25 protein-coding genes are annotated in these 26,130 nt (G+C 73.9%); 12 read left to right on the forward strand and 13 right to left on the reverse strand.

Translation table 11 applies throughout. From position 1 onward, the window contains the following. Positions 1-23: 23 nt before the first annotated feature. The 5 genes from O7619_RS17415 to O7619_RS17435 form a co-directional block, all read right to left on the reverse strand. The gene (locus O7619_RS17415) at positions 24-695 is read right to left on the reverse strand and encodes a hypothetical protein (RefSeq protein WP_282282006.1); all 672 of its coding nucleotides are present in this window, start codon (positions 693-695) and stop codon (positions 24-26) included. Next, complete coding sequence (locus O7619_RS17420) at positions 692-3,364, reverse strand: FtsK/SpoIIIE domain-containing protein (RefSeq protein ID WP_282282007.1); 2,673 nt, start codon at positions 3,362-3,364, stop codon at positions 692-694. Before O7619_RS17420 ends, O7619_RS17415 begins: the two co-directional genes overlap by 4 nt. Continuing rightward, on the reverse strand, positions 3,357-4,235 hold the full coding sequence (locus O7619_RS17425; RefSeq protein WP_282282008.1) for a hypothetical protein: 879 nt from the start codon (positions 4,233-4,235) through the stop codon (positions 3,357-3,359). The genes O7619_RS17420 and O7619_RS17425 overlap by 8 nt, the downstream gene beginning before the upstream one ends. 9 nt (positions 4,236-4,244) lie before the next feature. Beyond that, the gene (locus O7619_RS17430; RefSeq protein ID WP_281589849.1) at positions 4,245-4,505 is read right to left on the reverse strand and encodes a hypothetical protein; all 261 of its coding nucleotides are present in this window, start codon (positions 4,503-4,505) and stop codon (positions 4,245-4,247) included. Positions 4,506-4,690: 185 nt separating this feature from the next. Then, entirely contained in the window at positions 4,691-5,068 is a 378-nt protein-coding gene (locus tag O7619_RS17435) for a hypothetical protein (RefSeq protein ID WP_281589847.1), read from the reverse strand. A gap of 114 nt (positions 5,069-5,182) precedes the next feature. Between O7619_RS17435 and O7619_RS17440 the strand changes: the two genes are divergently transcribed. From O7619_RS17440 to O7619_RS17450, 3 genes are read left to right on the forward strand one after another with little or no spacing between them, the layout of a single operon-like run. Continuing rightward, positions 5,183-7,732: an ATP-dependent Clp protease ATP-binding subunit gene (locus tag O7619_RS17440; RefSeq protein ID WP_282282009.1), complete on the forward strand. Its 2,550-nt coding sequence runs from the start codon at positions 5,183-5,185 to the stop codon at positions 7,730-7,732. 46 nt (positions 7,733-7,778) lie between these two features. Beyond that, complete coding sequence (locus tag O7619_RS17445) at positions 7,779-7,952, forward strand: hypothetical protein (protein ID WP_282282010.1); 174 nt, start codon at positions 7,779-7,781, stop codon at positions 7,950-7,952. Then, entirely contained in the window at positions 7,952-8,302 is a 351-nt protein-coding gene (locus O7619_RS17450; RefSeq protein ID WP_282282011.1) for a DUF3140 domain-containing protein, read from the forward strand. The genes O7619_RS17445 and O7619_RS17450 overlap by 1 nt, the downstream gene beginning before the upstream one ends. Positions 8,303-8,315: 13 nt before the next feature. On the opposite strand, the gene O7619_RS17455 is transcribed toward O7619_RS17450, so the two are convergent. From O7619_RS17455 to O7619_RS17465, 3 genes are read right to left on the reverse strand one after another with little or no spacing between them, the layout of a single operon-like run. Next, positions 8,316-8,552 carry a hypothetical protein gene (locus O7619_RS17455; RefSeq protein WP_282282012.1) on the reverse strand — a complete coding sequence of 79 codons (237 nt, stop codon included), beginning with the start codon at positions 8,550-8,552 and terminating at the stop codon, positions 8,316-8,318. Between the two features lie 20 nt (positions 8,553-8,572). Then, positions 8,573-9,559: a LysR family transcriptional regulator gene (locus tag O7619_RS17460; RefSeq protein WP_282282013.1), complete on the reverse strand. Its 987-nt coding sequence runs from the start codon at positions 9,557-9,559 to the stop codon at positions 8,573-8,575. A 49-nt stretch (positions 9,560-9,608) separates the two neighbouring features. Then, positions 9,609-10,226, reverse strand: coding sequence for a hemerythrin domain-containing protein (locus O7619_RS17465; protein WP_282282014.1), 618 nt, complete (start codon positions 10,224-10,226; stop codon positions 9,609-9,611). Between the two features lie 127 nt (positions 10,227-10,353). Between O7619_RS17465 and O7619_RS17470 the strand changes: the two genes are divergently transcribed. Together O7619_RS17470 and O7619_RS17475 are read left to right on the forward strand one after the other, a co-directional pair. Further along, positions 10,354-11,673 (forward strand): M20/M25/M40 family metallo-hydrolase, encoded by a 1,320-nt coding sequence (locus tag O7619_RS17470; RefSeq protein ID WP_282282015.1) that lies wholly within the window; start codon positions 10,354-10,356, stop codon positions 11,671-11,673. Positions 11,674-11,732: 59 nt separating this feature from the next. After that, the gene (locus O7619_RS17475) at positions 11,733-12,386 is read left to right on the forward strand and encodes a hypothetical protein (RefSeq protein ID WP_282282016.1); all 654 of its coding nucleotides are present in this window, start codon (positions 11,733-11,735) and stop codon (positions 12,384-12,386) included. Positions 12,387-12,440: 54 nt separating this feature from the next. Here the strand turns inward: O7619_RS17475 and O7619_RS17480 are convergent, their stop codons facing one another. Next, positions 12,441-12,632: a DUF5703 family protein gene (locus tag O7619_RS17480; RefSeq protein WP_107155556.1), complete on the reverse strand. Its 192-nt coding sequence runs from the start codon at positions 12,630-12,632 to the stop codon at positions 12,441-12,443. A gap of 67 nt (positions 12,633-12,699) precedes the next feature. Beyond that, positions 12,700-13,671, reverse strand: coding sequence for an aldo/keto reductase (locus O7619_RS17485; RefSeq protein ID WP_282282017.1), 972 nt, complete (start codon positions 13,669-13,671; stop codon positions 12,700-12,702). 164 nt (positions 13,672-13,835) lie between these two features. Between O7619_RS17485 and O7619_RS17490 the strand changes: the two genes are divergently transcribed. Both O7619_RS17490 and O7619_RS17495 read left to right on the forward strand, forming a co-directional pair. Further along, positions 13,836-14,888, forward strand: a complete 1,053-nt coding sequence (locus O7619_RS17490; protein ID WP_282288857.1) for an LLM class F420-dependent oxidoreductase — start codon at positions 13,836-13,838, stop codon at positions 14,886-14,888. Next, the gene (locus O7619_RS17495) at positions 14,885-15,721 is read left to right on the forward strand and encodes an undecaprenyl-diphosphate phosphatase (protein WP_282282018.1); all 837 of its coding nucleotides are present in this window, start codon (positions 14,885-14,887) and stop codon (positions 15,719-15,721) included. The genes O7619_RS17490 and O7619_RS17495 overlap by 4 nt, the downstream gene beginning before the upstream one ends. 57 nt (positions 15,722-15,778) lie before the next feature. Here the strand turns inward: O7619_RS17495 and O7619_RS17500 are convergent, their stop codons facing one another. Next, positions 15,779-16,354, reverse strand: coding sequence for a hypothetical protein (locus O7619_RS17500; RefSeq protein ID WP_282282019.1), 576 nt, complete (start codon positions 16,352-16,354; stop codon positions 15,779-15,781). 573 nt (positions 16,355-16,927) lie between these two features. Here O7619_RS17500 and O7619_RS17505 point away from each other — a divergent pair. From O7619_RS17505 to mshC, 4 genes are all read left to right on the forward strand, one after another. Further along, positions 16,928-17,632, forward strand: coding sequence for a histidine phosphatase family protein (locus tag O7619_RS17505; RefSeq protein WP_282282020.1), 705 nt, complete (start codon positions 16,928-16,930; stop codon positions 17,630-17,632). Positions 17,633-17,750: 118 nt separating this feature from the next. Further along, positions 17,751-18,344 carry a DUF3090 domain-containing protein gene (locus tag O7619_RS17510; protein ID WP_282282021.1) on the forward strand — a complete coding sequence of 198 codons (594 nt, stop codon included), beginning with the start codon at positions 17,751-17,753 and terminating at the stop codon, positions 18,342-18,344. After that, on the forward strand, positions 18,341-19,159 hold the full coding sequence (locus tag O7619_RS17515) for an SCO1664 family protein (RefSeq protein ID WP_282282022.1): 819 nt from the start codon (positions 18,341-18,343) through the stop codon (positions 19,157-19,159). Before O7619_RS17510 ends, O7619_RS17515 begins: the two co-directional genes overlap by 4 nt. Positions 19,160-19,226: 67 nt before the next feature. Next, positions 19,227-20,465: a cysteine--1-D-myo-inosityl 2-amino-2-deoxy-alpha-D-glucopyranoside ligase gene (mshC, locus tag O7619_RS17520; RefSeq protein ID WP_282282023.1), complete on the forward strand. Its 1,239-nt coding sequence runs from the start codon at positions 19,227-19,229 to the stop codon at positions 20,463-20,465. 64 nt (positions 20,466-20,529) lie between these two features. Here the strand turns inward: mshC and O7619_RS17525 are convergent, their stop codons facing one another. After that, positions 20,530-21,321, reverse strand: a complete 792-nt coding sequence (locus tag O7619_RS17525; protein WP_281589822.1) for a GntR family transcriptional regulator — start codon at positions 21,319-21,321, stop codon at positions 20,530-20,532. A 113-nt stretch (positions 21,322-21,434) separates the two neighbouring features. Further along, positions 21,435-22,304, reverse strand: coding sequence for a PAC2 family protein (locus tag O7619_RS17530; RefSeq protein ID WP_281589820.1), 870 nt, complete (start codon positions 22,302-22,304; stop codon positions 21,435-21,437). A 239-nt stretch (positions 22,305-22,543) separates the two neighbouring features. On the opposite strand from O7619_RS17530, the gene metH reads away from it, so the two are divergent. Beyond that, positions 22,544-26,068, forward strand: coding sequence for a methionine synthase (gene metH, locus O7619_RS17535; protein WP_282282024.1), 3,525 nt, complete (start codon positions 22,544-22,546; stop codon positions 26,066-26,068). Positions 26,069-26,130: the final 62 nt, after the last annotated feature.

Genomic DNA, 26,130 nt, shown 5'->3' on the forward strand with positions numbered 1-26,130 from the left:
GTCTGACCGGGGCGGGGCGGAGGTCAGCGGGTGTAGGTGACCGCCAGGAGCAGCAGCGTGGTGGCCAGGCCGCTGGCGGCGACCAGGATCATCGGGCGCGGCGTCAGCACCGCGTGCCGGCGGTCCGCCAGCAGCCGGGCCGGCGCCAGCCCGACCAGCGGACCGAGCAGCGTGAGCACCAGCGCCAGCACGGGCAGGCCCACCGCCAGGTCACCCCCCGAGCCGGCGCCGAGCGCCCGCACGCCGATCCCCAGCAGGTACGCCACGAGCGCGCCACCCACCCCGCACGCGATCAGCAGCGGGTTCACCGAACCGGGCAGCTCACCCGGCGTTCCGGTGCGCTCCAGCAGCTCCCGTACGCCGCGCAGCAGCGGCACCGGGTCACCGGCGACGTCCCGGGCCGGGCCGGGCGGATCACCCAACCGCCGCACGCTCATGCCGAGCCGGCCGCGTAGCTGCGCCCACAGGTGGGTGACCTCGCCGTCCACCCGGTCCACCATCCGCTGGGCCTCGGTCACCTCCGCCTCGGCCCGCCGGACCGCCTCGGCCGCCTCGGCCACCGCGCGGTCGGCGGCGGACACCTGCTGGGCGTACCAGGTGTGCGCCTCGGACCGCTGGGCGGACACCCGGGCGGTCAGTTCGGCGAGCCGGCGGATCTGGGCGCTGTACGTCTCACTGGAGACCGGTTCGTTCATCGCGAAGGACCATAAGGGATGATCACCTGCCCGGTGCGGTGCACCGCGCGGTCGAAGAAGAGACCGCGCCACGGCCGGGGATACCAGTCCGGCCCGCCGCTGCCCGGGTAGAGCGACGAGCCCAGCTCACCGCCCTGCACGTCGAGCGCCACCCAGGCGCCGATCTGGTCCGTGCGGGCGCCGGCGCCGCCCAGGTCGGCCCGCATCCGGGCCACTCCGCGCCACCACGCCAGCACGTGGGTGCGGCGTTCCGGCCCGTCGTGCAGGATCCGGCGCAACTGCGCCAGCCCGGTCCGGCTGCCGGCCTTGCCGGCCAGCGACCCGGCCGCCGCGTCCACCGCGTACAGCAGCAGGAAGTGCGGGGTACGCGGAGTGCCCGGCGCGGCCAGCCCGTCACCCACCTCGGCCATCAGCTCGGGCACCGTCTCCTCGTCGTACCAGGAGGCGTCGCCGGGCAGATCCTCGTAGAGCGCCCGGGCGGCCGGGTCGGCGTCCGGGTCGAGGCAGGCGATGGAGAAGCGGGCGGCGCCGGGGCGGTACTGCCGGGCCAGCGAGCGGGCGGCGGCGTCGAGCACCGCGCACGCCTCGTCCACCCGGGTGCCCAGCACGGCCAGGTTCCGGCCCGGGGCACGGGGCAGCCGCAGCGCCGCCGAGCGGGACTGCACGTCGATGATCTCCCCGAGCACCGCCACCGGGTTGCGCGGCACGCCCTGGTCGGGGGCGGTCAGGGCGCGGAAGTCCGGCGCGTCGGTCAGCCGGGGGATCGCGTCGCCGTCGAAGAGCCGGGCCGGCGCGGCGTCCTGCGGGCGCATCCGCCACAACCGGTGCTGCAACTCGCTCCAGGTCTCCCAGTCGCTCGCGGACGGGATCCGGGCGATCTCGTTGCCCTCGGTCAGGCCCGACTCGGCGTTGACCACCGCGTGGTGGCGGGGCAGCGACTGCGCGGCGTCGTTGCGTTCGGCCAGGATGCGCAGCGCCTTGGGCAGCGCGATGCGCAGGGTGAACTGGGCGACCAGGGCGGGCCGGCCCCACAGCGCCTCGATGCCCCGTACGTCCTGGGAGGCGAGCACCAGGTGGATGCCCTGCGACCGGCCCCGCCGGGCCAGGTCCTCCAGCAGGTCGGCGGCCTCCCGGGCGACCACGTCCCGGCCGGCGAGCAGCGCCTGGAACTCGTCGACCACCGCGACGATCCGGGGCCAGTGTCCGGTCGGGTCCACCGCGCGCAGCTCGGCCAGCTTGGTGACCTCGTGCTTCTTCGCCGCGTCGGCCCGCCGGCGCAGCTCCTCGGCGAGGAACCGGAGCAGGGCCAGGCCGAACTCCCGGTCGGTGTTGACGTTGATCCCGACCAGCCGCATGTGCGGCAGCCAGCTCGGGTCGCGCCGGCCCTTCGCGAACCGGGCGAAGGACACCCCCTCCTTGAAGTCGAGCAGATAGAACTCCAGCTCGGCGGGGGAGTAGCGGGCGGCGAGCGCGCCGATCCAGGCGAAGATCAGGTTGGTCTTGCCGGTGCCGGACGGACCGCCGATCAGCGCGTGCGGCGGGTAGTCGCCGAGGGTGAGCAGCACCGGGCGTCCGTGCGGGCCCTCGCCGATCGGGGCGCTGAGCCCGTGTGCCGAGTCGTCCCGCCAGTATTCGTCCGGCGCGGGCAGCAGGTCGGTGAAGGGCGTCGGCGGCGGTCCGGCGTTGACCCGGGAGGCGAGCGTGCGGCAGGTCTCGGTGACCAGGGCGGGCGGCGGCGGGTCGTCGAGCGCCACCGGCAGCCCGGCGATCCGGGCGTCGTCCTCCTCGACCACGATCCGGGTGACGGTCCGGTCGTCGGGCAGGTCGATGCCGCGGACCACCAGGTGCACCCCGCAGGCCGCGCCGGTGCGCACCACCCGGTCGAGCTGGCCGCGCTCGTGCCGGGACAGCTCGTCGCCGCCGAGCAGCACCGCCACCCGCCACGGCTCCGGACGGCGGCCGGTGGCGGCGGCCAGCTCCCGCAGCGAGCCGTACTCGCCGGCCAGCACCGTGGCGTTGATCCGGCGGATCTGCTCCACCAGGTCGTCGAGGAGCCGGCCGAGACCACCCGGGCCGACGAACGTGAGCAGGCCGGCGGTGCCGAGCGGCGCGAACCCGGCCAGCCCGCCGCCCAGGTGCTCCGGGTCGTATCCGAACAGGTGGACCCCGCCCGGGTCGGCCCGGCCGACGGAACGCAGCAGCAGCGCCGGCACCACCGCGGCGAGGCCGTCCCGGTCGCCCCCGGCCAGGTGTGCGTGCCCGGCGTCGAGCAGCGGCACCAGCGCGGGCACCGGCGCGGCGCCGGGGATGCGTACCGTGCCGATCCGGACCGCGCCCGGTGGCTCGCCCCGACCGGCGGGCGCGGCCTGCCAGTGGTCCCACGGCGTGGACGCCGCGCCCGGCGCCTCCCGCCGCGCGGCGGCGGCGGCGTGGCCGGCCAGCTCGGCCAGCCGGGCGGTGTGCCGGGCGTCGATCTCGGCGAGCCGCCGGTCGCGCGCCGCGCCGACCCGCGCCGGTACGGCGGCCGCGGCACGTCGGGTACGGTCCAGCCGCTCCCGGCCGGCGGCCAGCTCGGCGTCGGCGGCGGCGAGCCGGGTGCGGGTGGCGCCCAGGGCGTCGGAGAGCATCCCCCGGACCCGCGTCACCAGTTGGGCGCGGACGTCAGCCACGCGACGGCTCCCGTTCCTCGGTGTCGTTGGGCAGGTCCCGGCCGAGTCGCTGCAGGAGCACACCGGTCACCACCCCGGCGGTGACCGCCGGGTCGGCGGCGTGTGGCTGCTCCTGCCCGTCGTCGCGGCGCGGCGGTGGCATCCGGCAGACCCGGGTGAGCAGCGTGTCCAGCACCGGCGGTGGCAGGCCGGGCAGCAGGTCGCGGACCCGCCCGTCCAGCTCGCGGCGCAGCCGGGCCAGGTCGTCCGCGCGGGGCGGGTGGCCGAGCAGTTCCCCGGCCAGGTCGCGCAGCATCGGCGGGGCGATCGCGGCCAGCCCGAGCCCGACGTCGGCGTGGGCCCGGCGCAGCTCGCGGTGCAGCCGGTCCCGGTCGCCGGAGCGGATTCCGACGACCACCCGGCGCAGCAGCTCGCGGGAGTCCTCGATCCGCTCGTCCGGCTCGTCGGGGGCGCCCTCCCGCCCGCCGGTCAGCTCGGCCACCCGGACCGCCCACCACCGTTTCACCGCGGGTTGCTCGTCCGGCTCGGCGTCCGGACCCGGCGCGGGTGGCCCGTCGCCGCGCGGCGTGTCGTGCCGGGGCCGGCGCTCGCCCGGTGGCGGGGCCGGCGCGCCGTCCGGGGACAGCCCGATCGCGGCCAGGTACGCGGTGAGCTGCTCCTGCGCCACGCGCAGCGCGTAGCCGGTGGTCTCGGCGTGCTCGATCGCGGCGGACAGCTCCGGCACACCCATCGGGTCGGCCGACTCCTGGCGGACCCAGCGCAGCCGCTCCTGCGCCTGGCCGAGCTTCTCCAGCGCGGCGGCGAGCTGCGCCAGCGGCAGCTCGTCGGCGGCGGCGCGGACCTGCGCGCCGATGTCCTCGACGATGGACACGGCCGGCCCTCAGAGCGTCGACACGTAGAGCTGGGCCTGCTCGACCGCCACGAGCGTCGCCGCGAGGCAGTCCTCCAACCCCTGGCTGGCCTGGGTCAGCGAGGACTGGGCCGCCTCGACGGTCTCGTGGCCGCTGCCCTCCAGCGCGCCGGCCAGGGTCTGCTGCGCCTCGGCCAGCTTCTCGCCGGCAGCCTGGACCGCTGTCTGCCCGTCACCGATCTGCTGGAGTGCGACATCGATGGCGGCCTTCAGCTCGGCGACGCTCGCCACGTGGACCTCCAGGGGGCAGGGGAGATCTCCATTACAACCCATCCCACCGGATGGGCGTACATCCGCCCTCGCGTCGTTCCTGCCCGGGTGTCCGATTAGGGCACTGACGTGCGCGAAGGCCGCGCCGCCCGGCCTCCGCCGGTCCTACCGGCGGGCGGGTCGGTCCCACCGACGGGACCCCTGGCTCAGCGGCCCAGCCACCGCGGGCCGCGTACCTCCGCGCCGAGCGCGGTGACCCGGGCACGCAACTCCCGGTCGGCGGTCACCACCACCCGGCGCCGGTCCGGCGCGGCGGCGACCAGCTCGACCACGGTGTCGTCGCCGGACCCGGAGGCGGACACCACGTCGACCCCGGGTGACGGCGCCACCCGGCGGGCCGCGCCCTCCACCACCAGCACCACCTGCACCGGTGGTGGCAGCTCCGGCGGCACCCCGGCGTCGGCGAGCGGCGCCAGGGCGTCGCGCAGCCGGACCGCCGCGCCGGCCCGGTCGCGCCACCAGCCGTCCGGCCGGGAACCCACCACGTTCGCGCCGTCGACGACAAGCAGCGGCCTGCTCTCCATGCCCCCAGCCTGCCACCCGGTCGCGTTTGTCGCGCACCCCGCCGGGTAGCCACCGCCGACCGTGCCGTGTCGTGTCGCGTCCCGGTCGTGCCGACCGACTGCGGAGGACGAAAAATGATGGGACCCGGTGACTTCGGCAACGACCCGTGGGACGAGTTCCTGGCCCGCTACTTCGGCCGGGGCGAGGGGGGCCGCCGGCCGGCCCACCGGGTCGACATCACCCGCCTGATGACCGCCGACGCCCGGGAGATGCTCGCGGACGCCGCCCGGCGGGCCGCCCAGAAACACAGCACCGACCTGGACACCGACCACCTGCTCTGGGCGGCGTTGCAGCGCGCGCCGCTGCGGGACCTGGTCCGCCGTGCCGGCGCCGACCCGGACGCGCTCGTGAACGCGCTCGGCGGGCGGGCCGAGGGCGCTCCCGGCGGGGAGGTGCCGCCGAACCTGTCGCTCACCCCGGCCGCCAAGCGGGCGCTGCTCGACGCCCACCAGCTCTCCCGGGCCATGGGCGCCAACTACATCGGTCCCGAGCACATCCTGATGGCGTTGCCGCTGAACCCCGAGTCGCCCGCCGGCCGGATGCTCGCCGCCGGCCGGATCCAGCCGGAGTCGTTGCAGGCGGCCAGCGCCGAGCGCGGCGCCGCGAACGGCCCGCGTCCGGACCACGGCACCCCCACCCTGGACCAGTACGGACAGGACCTGACCGAGCTGGCCCGGATGGACCAGATCGACCCGGTGATCGGGCGCGCCGACGAGATCGAGCAGGCGGTCGAGATCCTGTCCCGGCGGACCAAGAACAACCCGGTGCTGATCGGGGAGGCCGGCGTCGGCAAGACCGCCATCGTGGAGGGGCTGGCGGAGCGGATCTGCGACGGCGACGTGCCGCAGACGCTGATCGGCAAGCGGGTCATCCAGCTCGACCTGTCCGGCCTGGTCGCCGGCACCCGCTACCGGGGCGACTTCGAGGAACGCCTGAAGAAGGTGATCGACGAGATCCGGGCCCACCGCGACGAGCTGATCATCTTCCTGGACGAGATCCACACCCTGGTCGGCGCCGGTGGCGCCGGCAGCGAGGGCGGGATGGACGCGTCGAACATGCTCAAGCCGGCGCTCGCCCGCGGCGAGCTGCGGGTGATCGGCGCGACCACGCTCGACGAGTACCGGCGCAGCATCGAGAAGGACGCCGCCCTGGCCCGCCGGTTCCAGCCGGTGCTGGTGCCCGAGCCGAGCGTCGAGGACACCGTCGCCATCCTGCGCGGCCTGCGCGACCGCTACGAGGCGCACCACCAGGTCCGGTTCACCGACGAGGCGCTCGTCGCCGCCGTCGAACTCGCCGACCGGTACGTCACCGACCGGTTCCTGCCGGACAAGGCGATCGACCTGATCGACCAGGCCGGCGCCCGGGTGCGGCTGCGCACCCGTACCCCCGACTCCGACGTGCGCGACCTGGAGCGGCAACTCGACGAGGTGCGCCGGGACAAGGAGCAGGCGGTCTCCGACGAGCAGTACGAACGGGCCTCCGCGCTGCGCGACCGGCTGGCCGAGCTGGAGGACCAGATCCGCCGCGCCCGTGGCGACGAGGGGTCCAGCCAGGTGCCCGCGGTCGGGCCGAAGGAGATCGCCGAGGTGGTGTCCCGCGCCACCGGCATCCCGGTCAACCAGCTCACCGAGGAGGAACGCGACCGGCTGCTGCGCCTGGAGGGACACCTGCACGAACGGGTGATCGGGCAGGACGACGCGGTCGGCGCCGTCGCCGAGGCGGTGCGCCGCTCCCGCACCGGGCTGGCCGACCCGAACCGGCCGATGGGCAGCTTCCTGTTCCTCGGCCCCACCGGCGTCGGCAAGACCGAGCTGGCCCGCGCGCTCGCCGAGGCGCTCTTCGGCGAGGCCGACCGGATGGTCCGGGTGGACATGAGCGAGTTCCAGGAGCGGCACACCGTCAGCCGGCTGGTCGGCGCCCCGCCCGGCTACGTCGGCTACGAGGAGGCCGGCCAGCTCACCGAGGCGGTCCGCCGCCGCCCGTACGCGGTGGTGCTGCTGGACGAGATCGAGAAGGCGCACCCCGACGTGTTCAACGTCCTGCTCCAGGTGCTCGACGACGGCCGGCTCACCGACAGCCAGGGCCGGACGGTGAACTTCCGGAACACCGTACTGATCATGACCAGCAACCTCGGCTCGGAGCTGATCACCGGCACCCAGCGCACGGTCGGCTTCGCCACCGGCGAGCCGGGCCAACAGGAGGCCACCGAGCTGCGGGAGCGGCTGATGCGCCGGCTGCAGGAGAACTTCCGACCGGAGTTCCTCAACCGGATCGACGAGGTCATCATCTTCCAGCGGCTGGAGGCCGAGCAGCTACGCCAGATCACCGGCCTGCTGCTGGAGGAGACCCGCCGCCGGCTGCACGCCCAGGACATCCAGGTCGAGATCAGCACCGCCGGGGTGGACTGGCTCGCCGAGCACGGCTACCAGCCGGAGTTCGGCGCCCGGCCGCTGCGCCGGGTGATCCAGCGCGAGCTCGACAACCGGCTGTCCCGGATGCTGCTGGAGAACGAGATCTCACCGGGGCAGAAGGTCACCGTCGACGCCCGCGACGACCAACTCGTCTTCGACGTGTCCGCCGGCGAACGCGGCTACTCGGCCGCCACCACGTCCCACCCCCGGTGACCCGCCACCGGGGGCCGGCCCGGCACGTGAGGATCGGAGGGCGGACATGACCGAACCCGAGGAGACCCGGGAGGACGCCGCAGCCGGCGAACCGATCGAGGTCGCGCCGACGGCCAACCCGTCCCGGGTGCGGGTGCCGCCGGAGGGCCTGACCCCGAGGACACCGACGAGCGAGGGCGAACCGGAACCGTCCGGGCCGCCACCGGAGGAGGAGGCGTGATGGCACGCGAGGCGCGACTCGACCCCGAGGTCGAGGTGATCTGGGACGACTTCCACGCCGAGGTGAACGTGCCCTCCGAGCAGTTGCGACAGTGGCTGCTCACGCGCGGGTCGGGGGAGGAGGCGTTCGGTCCGGACCCGGACCTGGACCTGCCCGAGCCGGGCCGGCAGATCCTCGCCGTGCTGCGCAAGCGCAAGGTCGACCTCACGCCGGAGGACATCGAGGTGATGCGCGACGCGATCACCCGGATCCGGGACCTCACCGCCGAGCGGCCGGACCGGGGCACCGCCGACGACGAGTGGCGGCACGCGCTGCTCGACCTCGGCCACGACGTGCTGGTCGAGCGCTGAGCCGCCGCCCGGGCTACTCGGACTCCACGCTGGGCAGTCGCAGGCCGGCGGCGTCGGCCGCGGCCTGCCGGTCCGCCCGGGCCCGCTCCTCGCGGCTGAGCAGGTCGGCGTACTCGGTGATGTCCGCCGGGTCCGGCACCTCCGGCAGGCGGCGTAGGAACGCCTCCACGTCGGCGGCGGCGGTGGTGTGCGCGGAGGCCGCCCGACGCAGCAGCTCCCGCTCGTCGGCGGCGGGATACAGATCAGTCATGTCGTCGGTGATACCCGCGTTCAGCCGGTTCGCACCCCGCCCGCGCCGTGGGCCTGCGCCCCGAAGTCCGGGTGGGCCGGCAGCCAGGACAGATAGTCCGGGTGGTGGGCCAGCGCGTCGGTGTACGCGGCCACCGCCGTCCGCAGCACCGGCTCCGCGACCGCCGCCGCCGGCGCCTCCGGGTGCCAGCCGAACAACAGCCGCCAGCGCAGCGGCGCGCCGGCCAGCCGGCGGGTGACCAGCCCCGCCACCGGGCGGAACGTGGCCTGGCACAGCGCCACCGCGGCGCCCGCGTCCACCAGGTCCAGCGCGGCCCGCACGTCCGCCTCGTACACCTTGCGGGGGGTGAAGCCGGCGCGCGCGCAGGTGGCGGCGAAGCAGTCGCCGAAGCACCCGTCGCCCGGCGCGGCCACCCACTGCTCCCGCCGCAGCTCCACCAGGTCGATCTCGTCCCGCCCGGCCAGCGGGTGGGTCTGCGGCAGCAGCACGAGGACCGGGTCGACGGCCACCTCCCGCCAGCTCAGCCCGAACACCGGCGACGGCGCGGCGTCGCCGCACACGCCCGCGAGGGCGAAGTCGAGCCGGCCACCGGCCACCATCTGCGCCAGCTCGTCCACCGACCAGGACGCGTACGTGGTGATCTGCGCGTCCGGGTGCTCCGCGGCGAGCCGGTGCACCAGCCGGCCCAGGATCGGGCTGTTCACCCCACCGAACCGGTAGCGGCGCAGCGGGTCGCCCGCGCCGGCCATCCGGGCCGCCTCGTCCTGGAGGCCCTTCATCGCCGGCAGCAGCACCCGGGCCCGGTCCAACACCAGCTCGCCGAGCGCGGTGGGCCGGGCGCCCCGGCGGTCCCGCTCGAACAGCGGCCCCCCGAGGACCCGTTCGATCCGCTGGAGCTGGGCGGTCAGCGCCGGCTGGGCCAGGCCGAGCAGGGAAGCCGCCTTGGTGACGCTGCCGGTCTCGGCGATCGCGCACACCACCCGCAGGTGTCGCAGCTCCAGGTTCATACCGTGACGGTAGGACCACGAACGGGTGTCCGGGAAGAGGCGGATCGGCTCAGGCGTCCCGGCGATGCTCCAGGTCGGCCAGGCGGGTACGCCGCCCGCTGACCACGTCGCGCACCTTGTCCAGCACACCCACCGCCGGCTCGACGATCTTGTTCCAGGGCGGCCGGGCCGGAGTGCCCGGATGCGGCCGGGTGGGCGCCGCCTCCTCGGCGATCTCCCACCGGTTGCCCAGCCGGATCAGCTCCGCGTCGCTGGCCACCTCCCGCAACGGCGTGACGAGCGCGGCGACCCGGCCCACGTGCCGGCGTACCCGCTCGGCCACGTCGGCGACCGCCGCGTCGTCCGGACCGGACAGTCCCTTCAACGCGGCCAGCAGCGCGGCGTCCGCCTCGATCTCGCGGGCGACCAGCTCGCCGCTCTCCGGCACCGCGGCCCGGGCGGCGGGGAACAGGTACTGCTCCTCGGCGGAGAGGTGCCGGGACACGGCGGCGGTGAGCACGTCGAGCACCCGGCGGCGGCCGGTCGGGTCCAGCCCCGGCTCGGTCACCCGGTCGGCCAGGTCGAGCAGGGTACGGTGCTCGGCGTCCACCAGGTCGGCCATGCTCCGCCCACCCGGCCGGTAGGCGTCGTCGGCGGCGGGCGGTAGCGGCGGCAGGGGGACGGACACGGTGCCCTCCTCGTGGCGGCCGGCGTGGTGCCGGGATCGATGTTCGGCGTTACCCGCCCACGCGGCCCGCGAAACCGGTCCGCACCGCGCCCGCCGTCGCGACCCGCCCGGCTGGTATAAGGAAGCGATGACGACCTCCGCCCCGCCCCAGCCCGCCGACGAGGTCGTGGGCCTCTGCCGGGACCTGCTGCGCATCGACACCACGAACACCGGGGACAACGACACGAGCGCGGGGGAGCGACGCGCCGCGGAGTACGTCGCGGAGAAGCTCGCCGAGGTCGGTGTCGACGCCGAGATCCACGAGTCGGCGCCGGGCCGGGCCAACCTGGTGGCCCGGATCCCGGGTCACGAGCCGGGCCGGGACGCGCTGCTGGTGCACGGTCACCTCGACGTGGTGCCCGCCGACCCGGACGAGTGGTCGGTGCACCCGTTCTCCGGCGAGATCCGCGACGGCTACCTGTGGGGCCGCGGCGCGATCGACATGAAGGACTTCGACGCCATGGTGCTGGCCGTGGTCCGCGACTGGCAGCGCACCGGCGTCCGGCCCCGCCGCGACATCGTGCTCGCCTTCACCGCCGACGAGGAGGCCGGCAGCGACTACGGCGCGCACTTCCTGGCCCAGCGCCACCGGGGGCTCTTCGACGGCTGCACCGAGGCGATCGGCGAGGTGGGCGGCTTCTCCTACTCCGTCGACGAGTCCCGTCGGCTCTATCTGATCGAGACCGCCGAGAAGGGCATCGACTGGTTGCGCCTGCACGCCCGGGGGCGGCCCGGCCACGGCTCGATGGTGCACGACGACAACGCGGTCACCGCGCTCGCCGAGGCGGTCGCCCGGATCGGCCGGCACCGGTTCCCGGTGGTGATGACCGACACCGTGCGCGCGTTCCTGGCCGAGGTCGGCGACGTGCTCGGCATCGAGATCGACCCGGACGACCCGGAGACCGCGATCGCCAAGCTCGGCCCGATCGCCAACATCATCGGCGCCACGATCCGCAACACCGCCAACCCGACCCGGCTGGCCGCCGGCTACAAGGACAACGTCATCCCCGGCCGGGCCGCCGCCACCATCGACTGCCGCAGCCTGCCCGGGCAGAGCGAGGAGCTGGAGCGGCAACTGCGGGAGCTGGTCGGACCGGACATCGCCATCGAGTACGTCCAGCGCCAGCCGGCCCTGGAGACCACGTTCGACGGTGAGCTGGTGGCACAGATGTCCGCCGCGCTGCGCGCCGAGGACCCGGGCGCGCACCCGGTGCCGTACATGCTCTCCGGCGGCACCGACGCCAAGGCGTTCTCCGCACTCGGCATCCGCTGCTTCGGCTTCGCGCCGCTGCGACTTCCCGCCGATCTCAATTTCTCCGGCCTGTTCCACGGCATCGACGAGCGGGTCCCGCTGGACGGACTACAGTTCGGCGTGCGGGTTCTCGACCGCTTCCTCCGCAACTGCTGACCGCGCCCGCCGCGGCGCCGCCCGCGCGGACCTCCCCCATCGCGAAGGGACTGCCTCACATGACCGACCAGCACGGTGAGCTGGACGCCGCCCTCGACCAGGTGATCGACGCGGCCCGCGCCCACCTGGCCGCCGTCCGGGCCGCTCAGGGCCGGATCGATGACGACGCCGTCTGGCAGGCGTACGTCGCGTTGAACAACGCCTCCTTCGCGTACGACGAGCGGCTGCTCGACGCGTTCGGCGAGGTGACGCCCTGGGACGTGGAGTCGATCGACCCGGACGAGGCCGACGAGCGGTTCGGCGCGGTCGAGGGCGGTGAGCCCACCGACCCGCACCCGCGGGTGATCTCGGTGCGGCAGCGGCGCGACTACCGGGTGCCGAGCGTCGCGGCCCTGCTCCGGGTCGCCGAGGTGGCCCGCCGCGAGGGCACCCCGGAGGAGGACGAGCCGGCGCCGGTGGAGGGGGTCGGCGAGGCCGTGCTGGAGCTGCTGCAGAGCGGCGACGGCTCGCTGTCCGCGCTCGACGTGCCCGAGCTGGAGCCGCTCGACGGCGTGGTCATGGTCAGCGAGGTCGGCACCCCGGTCGACCTGGAGTCGTTCGACGACGACGACGCGGTCGGACCGTTCCAGCCGGCCGTCGACGACCGGCTGGTCGGCCGCCTCGACGAGCACCCGTTCCTGGACCTCGACGAGGAGCACGACCACGCCCACTAGGCCGTGACCGTCCCGGGGCCGCACCGTGTGGCGCGGCCCCGGGCCGGGCCGGGGTCAGTACGACAGGCCCGGTTGCGGCTTGTTCACCACGCGGCGGCGCAGCATCACCTGCCGCGTGCCGTCCCGGTAGAGCCGCACCCGGGCCAGCTCCCACCCGGAGAACTCCGCCTGGATCGCCAGTTGCGCCGCGGCGGTCAACCGATCGACATTCGAGGGCAACCGCAGCGGCGCGTATTCGTAGTCCATGCCCCCTATGCTGCCCAGCTCGCGGGCCCTCCGCCACCCCCTGGCGGTGACCCGGGTCGCTCCCGGGTCAGCCGTCGCGCTCGGGGTAGCCGACCGGCACCGCGGAGACGTCGTCGAGCGCGGTGACGATCTCGTCCGGCAGGGTCGTCCGCTCCACCTGGAGCGCGCCCAGGAGCTGCCCGACGGTGCGGGCGCCGAGGATCGGCGCGGTGACGCCGGGCCGGTCGCGGACCCAGGCCAGCGCCACCTCCGTCGGCGACACGCCGAGCCCGCCGGCGGCGATGGCCACCGCCTCCACGATGCTGGAGCAGCGGGGCTCCAGGTAGGTGGCCACGAAACGCTCGAAGTGCGGCGAGACCGCCCGCGAGTCCGCCGGGCGGCCGTTGCGGTACTTGCCGGTCAGCACCCCCCGCCCCAGCGGCGACCAGGGCAGCACGCCCAGCCCCATCCCGGCGCAGGCCGGCAGCACCTCACGCTCGATGCCGCGCTCCAGCAGCGAATACTCCACCTGGGCGGCGACCACCGGGGCCCGCCCCGGCCAGGCGGCCTGCCAGGCGGCGGCCCGGGCGGTCTGCCAGCCGGAGAAGTTCGACACGCCCGCGTACCGGGCCTTCCCGCTGGACACGGCGTGGTCCAACGCCGAGAGCGTCTCCTCCAGCGGCGTGTCCGGGTCGTAGCCGTGCACCTGCCAGAGGTCGACGTGGTCGGTGCCGAGCCGGCGCAGCGAGGCGTCGAGCGTGCGCAGCAGGTGCCCGCGCGAGCCGTCCCGGCGGCGACCACTGCCCGGCCGCAACCCCGCCTTGGTGGCGATGAGCAGCTCGTCGCGGTCCACCAGGCTGCCCAGCAGGGAGCCGATCACCGACTCGGCGTCGCCGTCGGCGTACACGTCGGCGGTGTCGACGAGGTTGCCGCCCGCGTCGAGGTAACTCTTCAGCTGGGCGGCCGCGTCGTCGGCGTCGGTGTCCCGTCCCCAGGTCATGGTGCCGAGCGCGAGCCGCGAAACCGCCAGCCCGCTTCGGCCGAGCGGTCGCTGTTGCATGCGTGAACCTTATTTCGAACCTGGTGTCACGGGATATCCTCGCCGCAGTCAACTTCCCGCGCGACCGCAGAGCGGTGTGACGTGTTCGGGCGAGCCGGTGGTCGGTGGCGTCACCGGCATTGCGTAACCTGATGCGACCTGTGGTGCGGACGGTGGGAGGACCATTGCGACTCGGGCTCAGCCTTGGCTACCAGACGGCGTGGAGCACGCCTGCGGACCACCTGGCACTCGCCCAGGAGGCGGACCGGCTCGGCTACTCGGTGGTGTGGGCCGCGGAGGCGTACGGCTCCGACTCGCCGAGCATGCTGGCCTGGATGGCCGGGCAGACGGAACGGATCGACCTCGGCGCCGCGGTCATGCAGATCCCCGCCCGCACGCCGGCGATGACCGCGATGACGGCCGCGACCATCGACGCCCTCTCCGGCGGCCGGTTCCGGCTCGGCCTCGGCGTCTCCGGCCCCCAGGTCTCCGAGGGCTGGCACGGCGTCCGGTTCGCCAAGCCGCTGGCCCGCACCCGGGAGTACGTCGACATCGTCAAGCTGGCGGTCGCCCGCAAGGAGGTCGCGTACGACGGCGAGCACTACACGCTGCCGCTGCCGGACGGCCCGGGCAAGGCGTTGCGGCTGGGCTTCCATCCGCCGCGCGAGCACATCCCGATCTACCTGGCCGCGGTCGGCCCGAAGAACCTGGAGCTGGCCGGCGAGATCGCCGACGGCTGGTTGGCCGTCTTCTACGCCCCGGAGTTCGCCGAGGAGCAGCTCGCCTCGGTCCGGGCCGGGCGGGCGCGCGCCGGCCGGGAGCTGGCCGGCTTCGACGTGGTCCCGTCGGTGCCGGTGGTGGTCGGTGACGACGTCGCCACCTGCGCCGAGCTGGTCCGCTGGTATGCCGCGCTCTACGTCGGCGGGATGGGCAGCCGCACGCAGAACTTCTACAACCAGCTCGCCACCCGGATGGGCTACGGCGACGCGGCCCGCGAGGTGCAGGACCTCTACCTGGCCAAGCGGCAGCGGGACGCGGCGGCGGCGGTGCCGATGGAGTTCATCGACCGCACCTCGCTGCTCGGCCCGAAGGAACGCATCGCCGAGCGGATGCGGGAGTACGCCGCCGCCGGCGTGACCACGCTGTCGGTGACGCTGTTCGTGGCCGACCGGGACAGCGGCGTGCAGACGCTGCGTACCGTCGCCGAGGCACTCGACCTGTCCGGGGTCGGCGAGTGACCTGGGTCGAGGCCATCGTCCTGGGCGTCGTCCAGGGGCTGACGGAGTTCCTGCCGGTGTCGTCGTCGGGGCACCTGCGCATCACCTCGGCCATCTTCTTCGGCCGGGACGCGGGCGCGTCGTTCACCGCGGTGACCCAGCTCGGCACCGAGGCCGCCGTGCTCATCTACTTCTTCAAGGACATCTGGCGGATCGTCCGGACCTGGTGCCTCGGTCTGGTCGACCGCTCGGTGCGCTCCAGCCTCGACTACCGGATGGGCTGGTACGTCATCGTCGGCACCATCCCGATCGGCATCCTGGGGCTGATCTTCAAGGACCAGATCCGCACCGCCGGCCGGAACCTCTACCTGATCTCCTTCACGTTGATCTTCTTCGCCCTGGTGCTCGCCTTCGCGGAATACTGGGGGCGGCAGACCCGCACGTTGGAGAACTTCCGGATGCGCGACGGCGTGGCGATGGGGCTGGGCCAGGCCATGGCGCTGGTCCCGGGCGTCTCCCGCTCGGGCGGCACGCTCACCGTCGGCCTGTTCCTCAACCTCACCCGGGAGACCGCGGCCCGCTACTCGTTCCTGCTGGCGATCCCCGCCGTGGTGATCTCCGGCGTGTTCAGCCTGCCGGACGTCTTCGAGCCGTCCGCGCCGGGCACCGCCGCGCCGAGCGTGGCGCAGATGGTGGTCGCCACCGCGATCGCCTTCGCCATCGGGTACGCGGCGATCGCCTGGCTGCTGCGCTACGTCGCGCACCACACGCTGTACCTGTTCGTGATCTACCGGGTGGCGCTCGGCACGCTCGTGCTCTGCCTGCTGCTCACCGGCACCATCAGCGCCACCTGACGTTCGCCCGGCACGCCGACGGCCGGCACCCCGCTCGGGGTGCCGGCCGTCGTGGTGTCAGCTCTCCCAGTGCTGGCCGACGAGGTCGGCGGCCTGCTGCTCCCACTGGGCGTAGGCGTCCGGGTAGGCGCTCACCTGGACGGTCTGCGCGGCGGCGGTCAGCGGCATGTCCTGCCAGCCGTCGACCTGCTTCAACCCCTTGAGGAACGCCAGGGTGGCGTACTCGGGGTCGGTGATCTGCTCCGGCGTGCCCCAACCGCTGGACGGGCGCTGCTGGAACAGACCCAGCGAGTCGTGGTCGTTGCGGTCGCCGAGGTGACCCAGGTTCTCCAGCTTGGACTCCTGGAGGCTGGTGGCGATGGAGATGACCGCGGCCCGCTCGGGCAGGCCGGCCTTCTTCGTCGCGGCGATGATCGCCTTGACGTTGGCGGTCTGCTCGTCGGTCAGGTCGATGCGGGACTGGGCGCCCTGCACGCCGTGCGGGACGAGCGCGGCCGGGTCGGCCTGCGCGGTGACGGCGACCTCGCGGGCGGTGGGGCTGGTGTCGTGGTGGTGGAGCGGACCGGCGGCCAGGCCACCGGCGACGGTCAGTCCGGCGATGCCGAGGATGCTCTTGCGCAGCATGGTGTTCATGGGGGCTCCGTTCGGGGGTCGACACACGGGGGTGTGCGAGCACCGTCAGGCGCTCATGAGGATCGGGGGATTCCGACCGGCCACGGGGCGGGGGCCTCGTCGTGGCGGCGGAACCATGTGCAACGACCGGCGACCCGCCGTCATTCCGGCGACCCGACGGGCCATTTCCGCTGCTCAGCCGTGCACCCGACACAACGCCCCCGCCCGCCGGCCCATTCCCCGGGGACCACCCCCCGAACCCCCCAAACCCGAACAAAATCCCCAAACCCCAGCCCCGACGCCCGGCCCCGAGAGTTGTCCGATTCATCACCGCCAACAACCTCACGATCACCCGTCCGCCCCTGAGCGCGGGTGGGCCGACGCCGCTCGCCGATCTTGGAGTTGTGGCACCTCCGATATCATGCCGAAAGTGACATTTCGTGGCACCACAAGTCCACGATCGGCGGGACCATCGGAGGTCTTGGCGGGACACGGCCCCAGGAGGGGGCCGGGTTGCGGGAACTCTTCGGGGTGCCGTCCGGTGCCTGCGGTGGTGGGACGGGGTGTGGGGTGGGCACGGCCTAGGGTGGGGGCGTGGCGACCCTTCTGCTTCTGCGACACGGCCGGACCACCGCGAACGCCGACGGCGGCCTCGCCGGCCGGCAACCGGTCGAGCTGGACGACACCGGGCGGGCCCAGGCCACCGCGGTCGGCGGGCGGCTCGCCGGGCTGCCGCTCGCGGCGGTGGTGACCAGCCCGCTGATCCGCTGCCGGCAGACCCTGGAGCTGGCGCTGCCCGAAGCCGAGCCGGTGGTCGAGGACGGGTTGATCGAGTGCGGCTACGGCACCTGGGAGGGGCAGGCGCTGAAGAAGCTGGCCAAGGAGCCGCTCTGGCCGGTGGTCCAGCAGCATCCCAGCGCCGCGGCCTTCCCGGAGGGGGAGTCGATGGCCGGAATGTCGGCGCGCGCGGTCGCGGCGGTACGCGCCTGGGACGCGCGGGTCACCGCCGAGCACGGGCCCGAGGCGCTCTGGCTGGCGTGCAGCCACGGTGACGTGATCAAGGCCATCGTGGCGGACGCGCTCGGCGTACACCTGGATCTTTTTCAGCGGATCGTGGCCGACCCGGCGTCGGTGACGGCGATCCGCTACACGTCGCTGCGGCCGTTCCTGGTCCGGCTCAACGACACCGGCGGGGACCTGTCGGCGCTGGTCCCGCCGCCGGGCAAGCGGCGCCGGCGGACGGCCCGTCGCACCGAGTCGGACGCCGCGGTGGGTGGTGGCGCGGGGGCGGCCCGGTGAGCCGGCCGCCGCGACCGCCGGCGGCGGAGCGGCGGGCCGGCGACCCGCGTTTCGCTCTGGGCGGATTCGGCGTCGGTGGGCTGCGCGGTGCTTCCGCGCGCCGGATAGGGTCGTGGGTATGACGCACCAGGTGCACGCCTTCGAGCCGCCGGAGCGGTTCGTCGCCGGGACGGTCGGCCCGCCGGGGGAGCGCACGTTCTTCCTCCAGGCGCGTGGCGGCGGCCGGCTGGTCAGCGTCGCGCTGGAGAAGGTCCAGGTGTCGCTGCTCGCTGAGAAGCTGGAGGAGCTGCTCTCCGAGGCGCAACGCCGGTTCGGGGTGAAGCTGCCGGAGGCCGCGCCGGTGGTGCTGGGCGACAACGAGCCGCTCGACACCCCGGTCGACGAGGAGTTCCGGGTCGGCACGCTGGGCCTGGCCTTCGACGTGGACACCGCCACCGTGGTGATCGAGGCGATCGCCGTGGGCGAGGCGGAGGTCGAGGTCGAGGTCGGCGACGCGGACGACGACGTCGAGGTCGAGATCGACGAGGAGCCGGACGAGCCGGACGAGGACCTCGACCGGCTCCGGGTGCGGCTGACCCCCGAGGCGACCCGCGAGTTCATCGAGCGCGCCAAGCGGGTGGTCAACGCCGGCCGGCCGCCCTGCCCGCTCTGCGGCCAGCCGCTCGACCCGGCCGGCCACCTCTGCCCCCGGCACAACGGCTATCACCGGTGACCTCGTCGGAGTTGCAGCCCCGACAGGACGGCGCCGAGGCGCTGCGGCTGCTCGCCGACGGTGAGCTGACCCTGGAGGGGCGGCTCGTCGACGCCTCCAACACCACGCTGCGCGGTGTCATCGCCCTCGGCGAGGTCAGCGCGCACTGCGTCTACAAGCCGGTGCGCGGCGAGCGCCCGCTCTGGGACTTCCCGGACGGCACGCTCGCCGGCCGGGAGGTGGCCGCCTACCTCGTGTCCCGGGCCACCGGGTGGGACCTGGTGCCGCCGACCGTGCTGCGCGACGGCCCCTTCGGTCCCGGCTCCTGCCAGCTCTGGATCGACGAGCCGGCCGACGCCGAGTCGCTCGTGGGGTTCGTGCCGGCCGAGTCGGTGCCGCCGCGCTGGTTCCCGATCGCCGCGGCGCGCGACGACGACGGGGCGGCCTACGCGCTGGCGCACGCCGACGACCCCCGGCTGGCCCGGCTCGCCGTCCTCGACGCCGTGATCAACAACGCCGACCGCAAGGGCGGGCACGTGCTCGTCGGCGCGGACGACCGCATCTACGGGGTGGACCACGGCGTCAGCTTCCACGTGGAGGAGAAGCTGCGTACGGTGCTGTGGGGCTGGGCCGGGCGCCTGCTCCCGCCGGACGCGGTGGAGATGCTCGACGGCCTGGCCGGCCTTCTCGGCGGCGCGCTCGGCGAGGAGCTGGCCGACCACCTCACCACCGGCGAGGTCGCCGCGGTGGCGGCGCGGGTGGAGCGGCTGCGGGACACCGGCCGGTTCCCCCTGCCCCCGGAGGAATGGCCGGCGATGCCCTGGCCGCCGATGTGAGCCGTTGTCGCGTTGATCACCCGTGGGGCGGCACCCGCGTGCCTGACGGCTCGTTAGGCTGGCGGTCATGGAGTCTTGGGCGGGACACGAGGTGCCACGGCTGCCGGGTGAGGGCACGCCGCTGAGGTTGTACGACTCGGCGCGACAGGGTCTCCATCCCAGCCGGCCCGACGGCGTCGCCTCGATGTACGTCTGCGGCATCACCCCGTACGACGCCACCCACCTCGGACACGCCGCCACCATGATCACGTTTGACCTGGTGCAGCGGATGTGGCGCGACGCCGGCCTGACCGTGAGCTACGTGCAGAACGTCACCGACATCGACGACCCGCTGCTGGAGCGCGCCGAGCGCGACGGCGAGGACTGGAAGGTCCTGGCCATGCGGGAGACCGCGCTGTTCCGCGAGGACATGGAGGCGCTGCGGATGATCCCGCCGGCGCACTACGTCGGCGCGGTCGAGTCGATCCCGGACATCGCCGACAAGGTGCTCGTGCTGCTCAAGGACGGCGCGGCGTACCGGCTCGACGACGGCACCGGCGACGTCTACTTCGACATCTCCGCCGCCCCGGAGTTCGGCTACGAGTCGAACCTGTCCCGCGCCGAGATGCTGGAGATCTTCCCGGAGCGCGGCGGCGACCCGGAGCGGGCCGGCAAGCGCGACCCGCTCGACCCGCTGCTGTGGCGCGGCGCCCGCGAGGGCGAGCCGTCCTGGCCCGGCGGCGAGCTGGGCCCGGGCCGCCCCGGCTGGCACATCGAGTGCACGGTCATCGCGTTGAACCTGCTCGGCGACCGCATCTCCGTGCAGGGCGGCGGCAACGACCTGGTCTTCCCGCACCACGAGTGCTCCGCCGCGCACGCCGAGCGGCTCACCGGCGCGGCGCCGTTCGCCGACCACTACGTGCACGCCGGCATGATCGGCCTGGACGGCGAGAAGATGTCGAAGTCGAAGGGCAACCTGGTCTTCGTCTCCCGCCTGCGGGCCGACCGGGTCGACCCGATGGCGGTGCGGCTGGCGCTGCTCACCGGCCACTACCGCAGCGACCGGACCTGGACCGACGAGCTGCTCGCCGAGGCGCTGCGGCGGCTGGACCGCTGGCGGCGGGCCGCCGCCGCGCCGTCCGGGCCGTCGGGCGAGGCGCTGCTGGCCGGGGTACGCGAACGCCTCGCCAACGACCTCGACGCCCCGGGCGCCCTGGCGGTGGCCGACGCCTGGGCCGAGCGCACGCTCGCCGGTGACGGCACCGACGCGAGCGCCCCCCACCTGTTCGCCGACACGGTCGACGCCCTCCTCGGCATCCGCCTGTAAGGCGGGGGCCCTTGTTAACGCTTTCGGTAGAGGCGGGGCCCCTTCTTAACACGTGGGGCGGCGCTCAGCCGAGGACGAGGCCCGGGTCCGGGTCCGGGTCGGGTGCCGGCGCGGGGATCTTGTACTCCTCGGTGAGCGTGGTCATCGGGCCGGGCCAGGTGGCCTGCGCGACCTCGATCGGCTTGCGCCGCTCGTCGTACGCGACGTGCAGCAGGTGCAGCACCGGGGTGTCCGGGCGGATCTGGAGGATCTCCGCCTCCTCCCGGCTGGGCTGGCGGGCGCTTATCGTGTCGGCCGCGGTGACGTACCGGCGGCCGGTGGCCTCCTCGGCCTCCTGGTAGAGCGGCCGGCCGAACGCCTCGGCCCGTTCCAGGGAGGTGCCGGCGGTGTCGGCGGGCAGGAACCAGGAGGCGCCGACCTCGACCGGGGAGTCGTCGGTGCGGACCAGGTGCCGCCGGCAGAGCAACTCGGTGCCGTCGGTGACGCCGAACACGTCGGCGACCTCGGGCGGGGCGGCGGCGCGACCGACTGAGACGAGCTGCTGGCGGTATCGGGCGGCCAGGTCGGTGTGGTAGCCGCGGAAACCGCCGTACCGGCCCCGGGCGAGGCGGTTGAGCCGGCGCCGGGTGCCCCGGACGTACGTACCGGAGCCGGGTTTGGTGATCAGGATGCCCTCGACGCGGAGCTGGTCGACGGCGCGTTGGACGGTCTGCTTCGCGACGCCGAACATCTCGGCGATGGCCGGGATGGACGGCAGCCGCTCGCCCGGCCCCCAGTCGCCGCGGCGCACCTGCGCCTTGAGCTGCGCGGCGATCTGCCGGTGCGGGAACTCGGCCGCGCCGGGGTTGATCTGCATGCCCGCCTCCTCAGAACAGCTAGGTTCCTAGGATGCCCTAGAGGGTGTGCGGGCGCCACCCCGGACACGCGAAAGGCCGGGCCCGACGAGGACCCGGCCTTCGACGAAGCGGACTACCAGGAACCGGCGGTGGGGCCGGCGGAACCGCCCCGACGACGCAGGTACTTCTCGAACTCCTGGGCGATCTCGTCCCCGGTCAACGGGGTGATGCCGGCGTCACCGACGCGCTCCTCCAGCTCACGCACGTATTCGCCGAGCTCGGCGTCCTGCTCGGCGGCGCTGCGCACCCGCTGCTCCCACTCGGCGGCCTCCTCGGCCAGGTCGGCCATCGGCACCGGCAGGTCGAGCACCTCCTCGACCCGGTGCAGCAGAGCCAGGGTCGCCTTCGGGCAGGGCGGGTTGTTGGCGTAGTGCGGCACGTGCACCCAGAACGACACCGCGTCGACCTCGGCCCGGGAGCTGGCGTCGTGCAGCACCCCGACGATGCCGGTCGGGCCGTCGTATCGGGTCGGGGTGAGCTGGTAGCGCCGGGCCGCGTCGGCGTCCGACGCGCTCCCGCTGATCGGCAGCGGCCGGGTGTACGGCACGTCGGCCAGCAGCGCGCCGAGCAGCACCACCCGTTCGACCTCCAGGCTGTGGCAGATCTCCAGCACCTGCTCGCAGAAGGTGCGCCAGCGCATGCTCGGCTCGATGCCGCGGATCAGCACCACGTCCCGCTCGGTGCCCTCCGGGCTGGCCACCATGAAGCGCGTGGTCGGCCACTCCACCCGCCGGGTCTCCCCGTCGGCCATGGTGATGGTCGGCCGGCTCACCTGGAAGTCGTAGAACTCCTCCGGATCCAGCTCGGTCACCTGCCGGGCCTGCCAGACCTGCTCCAGGTGTTCCACGGCGGCGGTGGAGGCGTCCGCGGCGTCGTTCCAGCCCTCGAAGGCCGCGATGGCGACCGGTGAGCGTAGAACCGGCAGCCCGTCGAACTCGGTCACGCCGTCACCTCACCCTGCTCGTCGGGAGCGGCGTGGCCCCATCGCCCGGTCGCGTCCCTGATGTCCTTCACGTCCGCCAGCCTACGTGCCGCCGCCGGACCCGGCCCGTCGGCCGCGCCGGTCGCCCGGCCCGACCACCCGGTCGAAGCGGATGAGGGTACGCGGTGATCCAGCCGACAGTATGTGGGAAGGGACCGTTGGGGCGGTCGCTGCGGACGTGAGCGCACTAACCTGGGGCTGTGTCTACTTCGTTGCGCGACCTGCTGGCGGACCGGATCCTCATCGCCGACGGAGCGATGGGGACGATGCTCCAGGCAGCCGACCTCACCCTCGACGACTTCGACGGCCTCGAGGGTTGCAACGAGATCCTCAACGTCACCCGGCCGGACGTGGTCCGCGGCGTGCACGACGCCTACCTGGCCGCCGGCGCGGACTGCGTGGAGACCAACACGTTCGGCGCCAACCTGCCCAACCTCGCCGAGTACGACATCGCCGACCGGATCTGGGAGCTGTCCGAGGCGGCGGCGCGGATCGCCCGGGAGGCCGCCGACGCGTACGCCACGCCGGAACGGCCGCGGTTCGTGCTCGGGTCGATGGGGCCGGGCACGAAGCTGCCGACCCTTGGCCACGCGAGCTACGCCTCGCTGCGCGACGCGTACGAGCAGAACGCCGCCGGCCTGATCGCCGGCGGCGCGGATGCGCTGATCATCGAAACCTGCCAGGACCTGCTCCAGGTCAAGGCCGCGGTGGTCGGTTCGAAGCGGGCCCGCGACGCCGCCGGCCGGGACGTGCCGATCATCTGCCAGGTGGCCGTGGAGACCACCGGCACCATGCTGCTGGGCAGCGAGATCGGCGCGGCGCTGACCGCGATCGAGCCGCTCGGGGTCGACCTGATCGGGCTCAACTGCTCCACCGGCCCGGCCGAGATGGGCGAGCACCTGCGCTACCTGTCCCGGCACTCCCGGATCCCGGTGTCGGTGATGCCGAACGCGGGCCTACCGGTGCTGACCGCCGACGGCGCCTACTTCCCGCTCGGCCCGCAGGAGATGGCCGACGCGCTGGAGCAGTTCGTCGACGACTACGGCGTCGGGTTGATCGGCGGCTGCTGCGGCACCACGCCGGAACACATCCGGGCGCTCGTGGAGCGGCTGGGCGGGCGTCGCCCGGCGGCCCGGGCGCCGGAGCCGGAGGCCGGCGTCTCCTCGATCTACCATCACGTGCCGTTCGCCCAGGACGCCAGCGTCCTGATGGTGGGGGAGCGCACCAACGCCAACGGCTCGAAGGCGTTCCGCGAGGCGATGCTGGCCGCCGACTGGCAGGCCTGCGTGGAGATCGCCCGCAACCAGGCCCGGGACGGCTCGCACCTGCTCGACCTCTGCGTCGACTACGTCGGCCGCGACGGCACGCAGGACATGCGGGAGTTGGCCGGCCGGTTCGCGACCGCGTCCACCCTGCCGATCGTGCTGGACTCCACCGAGCCGGCGGTGATCGAGGCGGGGCTGGAGATGCTCGGCGGTCGCTGCGTGGTCAACTCGGTGAACTTCGAGGACGGCGACGGCCCCGACTCCCGCTACGCGCGGGTCATGCCGGTGGTGAAGGAGCATGGGGCCGCCGTCGTGGCGCTGCTCATCGACGAGGAGGGCCAGGCCCGCACCCGGGAGTGGAAGGTACGGGTGGCCAGCCGGCTGATCGACGACCTGACCGGCCGGTGGGGGCTGCGTCGGTCGGACATCCTCATCGACGCGCTGACGTTCCCGATCGCCACCGGGCAGGAGGAGACGCGCCGCGACGGCATCGAGACGATCGAGGCGATCCGGGAGATCACCGCCCGCTATCCGGGGGTCAACTTCACCGCCGGCATCTCGAACGTGTCGTTCGGGCTGAACCCGGCGGCCCGGCAGGTGCTCAACTCGGTGTTCCTGCACGAGTGCGTGCAGGCCGGCCTGACCTCGGCCATCGTGCACGCCAGCAAGATCCTGCCGATGACGAAGATCCCGGACGAGCAGCGCGAGGTGGCGCTCGACCTGGTCTACGACCGCCGCCGCGAGGGCTACGACCCGGTGCAGCGGTTCATCGAGGTCTTCGAAGGCGTCGACGCCGCCTCGGCGCGGGCCACCCGCGCCGAGGAGCTGGCCGCGCTGCCGTTGGAGGAGCGGCTCAAGCGCCGGATCATCGACGGCGAGCGCAACGGCCTGGAGGCCGACCTGGACACCGCGATGGCGCAGGGGCGCACGCCGCTGTCCATCATCAACGACCTGCTGCTCGACGGCATGAAGGTGGTCGGCGAGCTGTTCGGCTCGGGCCAGATGCAGTTGCCGTTCGTGCTCCAGTCCGCCGAGGTGATGAAGACGGCGGTGGCCTACCTGGAGCCGCACATGGAGAAGGCCGACTCCGAAGACGCTGCCGGAAAGGGCAAGATTGTCTTGGCCACGGTCAAGGGCGACGTGCACGACATCGGCAAGAACCTGGTCGACATCATCCTGTCCAACAACGGCTACGACGTGGTCAACATCGGCATCAAGCAGCCGATAAACGCGATCCTCGACGCGGCCGAGGAGCACCGGGCCGACGCCATCGGCATGTCCGGCCTGCTGGTCAAGAGCACGGTCATCATGAAGGAGAACCTGGCCGAGATGGCCACGCGCGGCGTCGCCGAGCGCTGGCCGGTGCTGCTCGGCGGGGCGGCGCTGACCCGGGCGTACGTGGAGGACGACCTGCGGTCGATCTACCCCGGCCAGGTGCACTACGCCCGGGACGCCTTCGAGGGGCTGTCCCTGATGGACCGCGTGATGGCGGCCAAGCGGGGTGGCGCGCCGGTGGTCGACCCGGAGCGGGAGGCGGCGCTGGCGGCCCGTCGGGAGCGGCGGGAGCGGCAGCGGGCACAGGTCCGGGAGTCGCTGCCCGAGCTGGACGACGCCTCGGTCCGCTCCGACGTGGCGCCGGACGCCGCGGTGCCCACGCCGCCGTTCTTCGGCACCCGGGTGGTCAAGGGCGTGCCGCTCGCCGACTACGCGGCGCTGCTCGACGAGCGGGCCACGTTCCTGGGGCAGTGGGGGCTGCGGGGCGCCCGCGGCGGTCAGGGCCCGTCGTACGAGGAGTTGGTGGAGACCGAGGGCCGGCCCCGGCTGCGCTACTGGCTGGACCGGCTCATCGCCGACCAGGTGCTGGAGGCGGCCGTGGTCTACGGCTACTTCCCGGCCTATTCCGAGGGCAACGACCTGGTGGTGCTGGACGAGAACGGGCACAGCGAGCGGGCCCGGTTCTCCTTCCCCCGGCAACGGCAGGAGCGCCGGCTGTGCCTGGCCGACTTCTTCCGGCCCAAGGGCGACCAGCTCGACGTGGTGGCGTTGCAGCTCGTGACCGTCGGGCAGCCGATCAGCGAATACACGGCGAAGATGTTCGCGGCGAACGAATACCGCGACTACCTGGAGGTGCACGGCCTGTCCGTGCAGCTCACCGAGGCGCTGGCGGAGTACTGGCACCGGCGGATCCGGTCCGAGCTGGTGCTGCCGGGTGGGCGTACGGTCGCCGAGGACGACCCGGCCGACCTGGCCGGCCTGCTGCGCACCGACTATCGGGGCTGCCGGTACGCGTTCGGCTATCCGGCCTGCCCCGACCTGGAGGACCGGGCGAAGGTCGTGGGGCTGCTCGGCGCGGAGCGGATCGGGGTGGAGTTGTCGGAGGAGTTCCAGCTCGTGCCGGAGCAGGCCACCGACGCCATCGTGGTCCACCACCCCGACGCGAACTACTTCAACGCCAAGTAGGGCGCGCTTGATCCACTCCACTACGGCGAGGTGGCGGTAACCGGTTTGCCCGGATGGCGCCA

Source organism: Micromonospora sp. WMMD998, from assembly GCF_029581235.1.
GTDB lineage: Bacteria > Actinomycetota > Actinomycetes > Mycobacteriales > Micromonosporaceae > Micromonospora.

Excerpts from the sequence above, each read along its gene's own strand:
- O7619_RS17415 (WP_282282006.1), bottom strand. The coding sequence starts at position 695 with ATGAACGAACCGGTCTCCAGTGAGACGTACAGCGCCCAGATCCGCCGG.
- O7619_RS17435 (WP_281589847.1), bottom strand. The coding sequence starts at position 5,068 with ATGGAGAGCAGGCCGCTGCTTGTCGTCGACGGCGCGAACGTGGTGGGT.
- O7619_RS17440 (WP_282282009.1), top strand. The coding sequence starts at position 5,183 with ATGATGGGACCCGGTGACTTCGGCAACGACCCGTGGGACGAGTTCCTG.
- O7619_RS17445 (WP_282282010.1), top strand. The coding sequence starts at position 7,779 with ATGACCGAACCCGAGGAGACCCGGGAGGACGCCGCAGCCGGCGAACCG.
- O7619_RS17450 (WP_282282011.1), top strand. The coding sequence starts at position 7,952 with ATGGCACGCGAGGCGCGACTCGACCCCGAGGTCGAGGTGATCTGGGAC.
- O7619_RS17455 (WP_282282012.1), bottom strand. The coding sequence starts at position 8,552 with ATGACTGATCTGTATCCCGCCGCCGACGAGCGGGAGCTGCTGCGTCGG.
- O7619_RS17460 (WP_282282013.1), bottom strand. The coding sequence starts at position 9,559 with ATGAACCTGGAGCTGCGACACCTGCGGGTGGTGTGCGCGATCGCCGAG.
- O7619_RS17470 (WP_282282015.1), top strand. The coding sequence starts at position 10,354 with ATGACGACCTCCGCCCCGCCCCAGCCCGCCGACGAGGTCGTGGGCCTC.
- O7619_RS17475 (WP_282282016.1), top strand. The coding sequence starts at position 11,733 with ATGACCGACCAGCACGGTGAGCTGGACGCCGCCCTCGACCAGGTGATC.
- O7619_RS17480 (WP_107155556.1), bottom strand. The coding sequence starts at position 12,632 with ATGGACTACGAATACGCGCCGCTGCGGTTGCCCTCGAATGTCGATCGG.
- O7619_RS17485 (WP_282282017.1), bottom strand. The coding sequence starts at position 13,671 with ATGCAACAGCGACCGCTCGGCCGAAGCGGGCTGGCGGTTTCGCGGCTC.
- O7619_RS17500 (WP_282282019.1), bottom strand. The coding sequence starts at position 16,354 with ATGAACACCATGCTGCGCAAGAGCATCCTCGGCATCGCCGGACTGACC.
- O7619_RS17510 (WP_282282021.1), top strand. The coding sequence starts at position 17,751 with ATGACGCACCAGGTGCACGCCTTCGAGCCGCCGGAGCGGTTCGTCGCC.
- mshC (WP_282282023.1), top strand. The coding sequence starts at position 19,227 with ATGGAGTCTTGGGCGGGACACGAGGTGCCACGGCTGCCGGGTGAGGGC.
- O7619_RS17525 (WP_281589822.1), bottom strand. The coding sequence starts at position 21,321 with ATGCAGATCAACCCCGGCGCGGCCGAGTTCCCGCACCGGCAGATCGCC.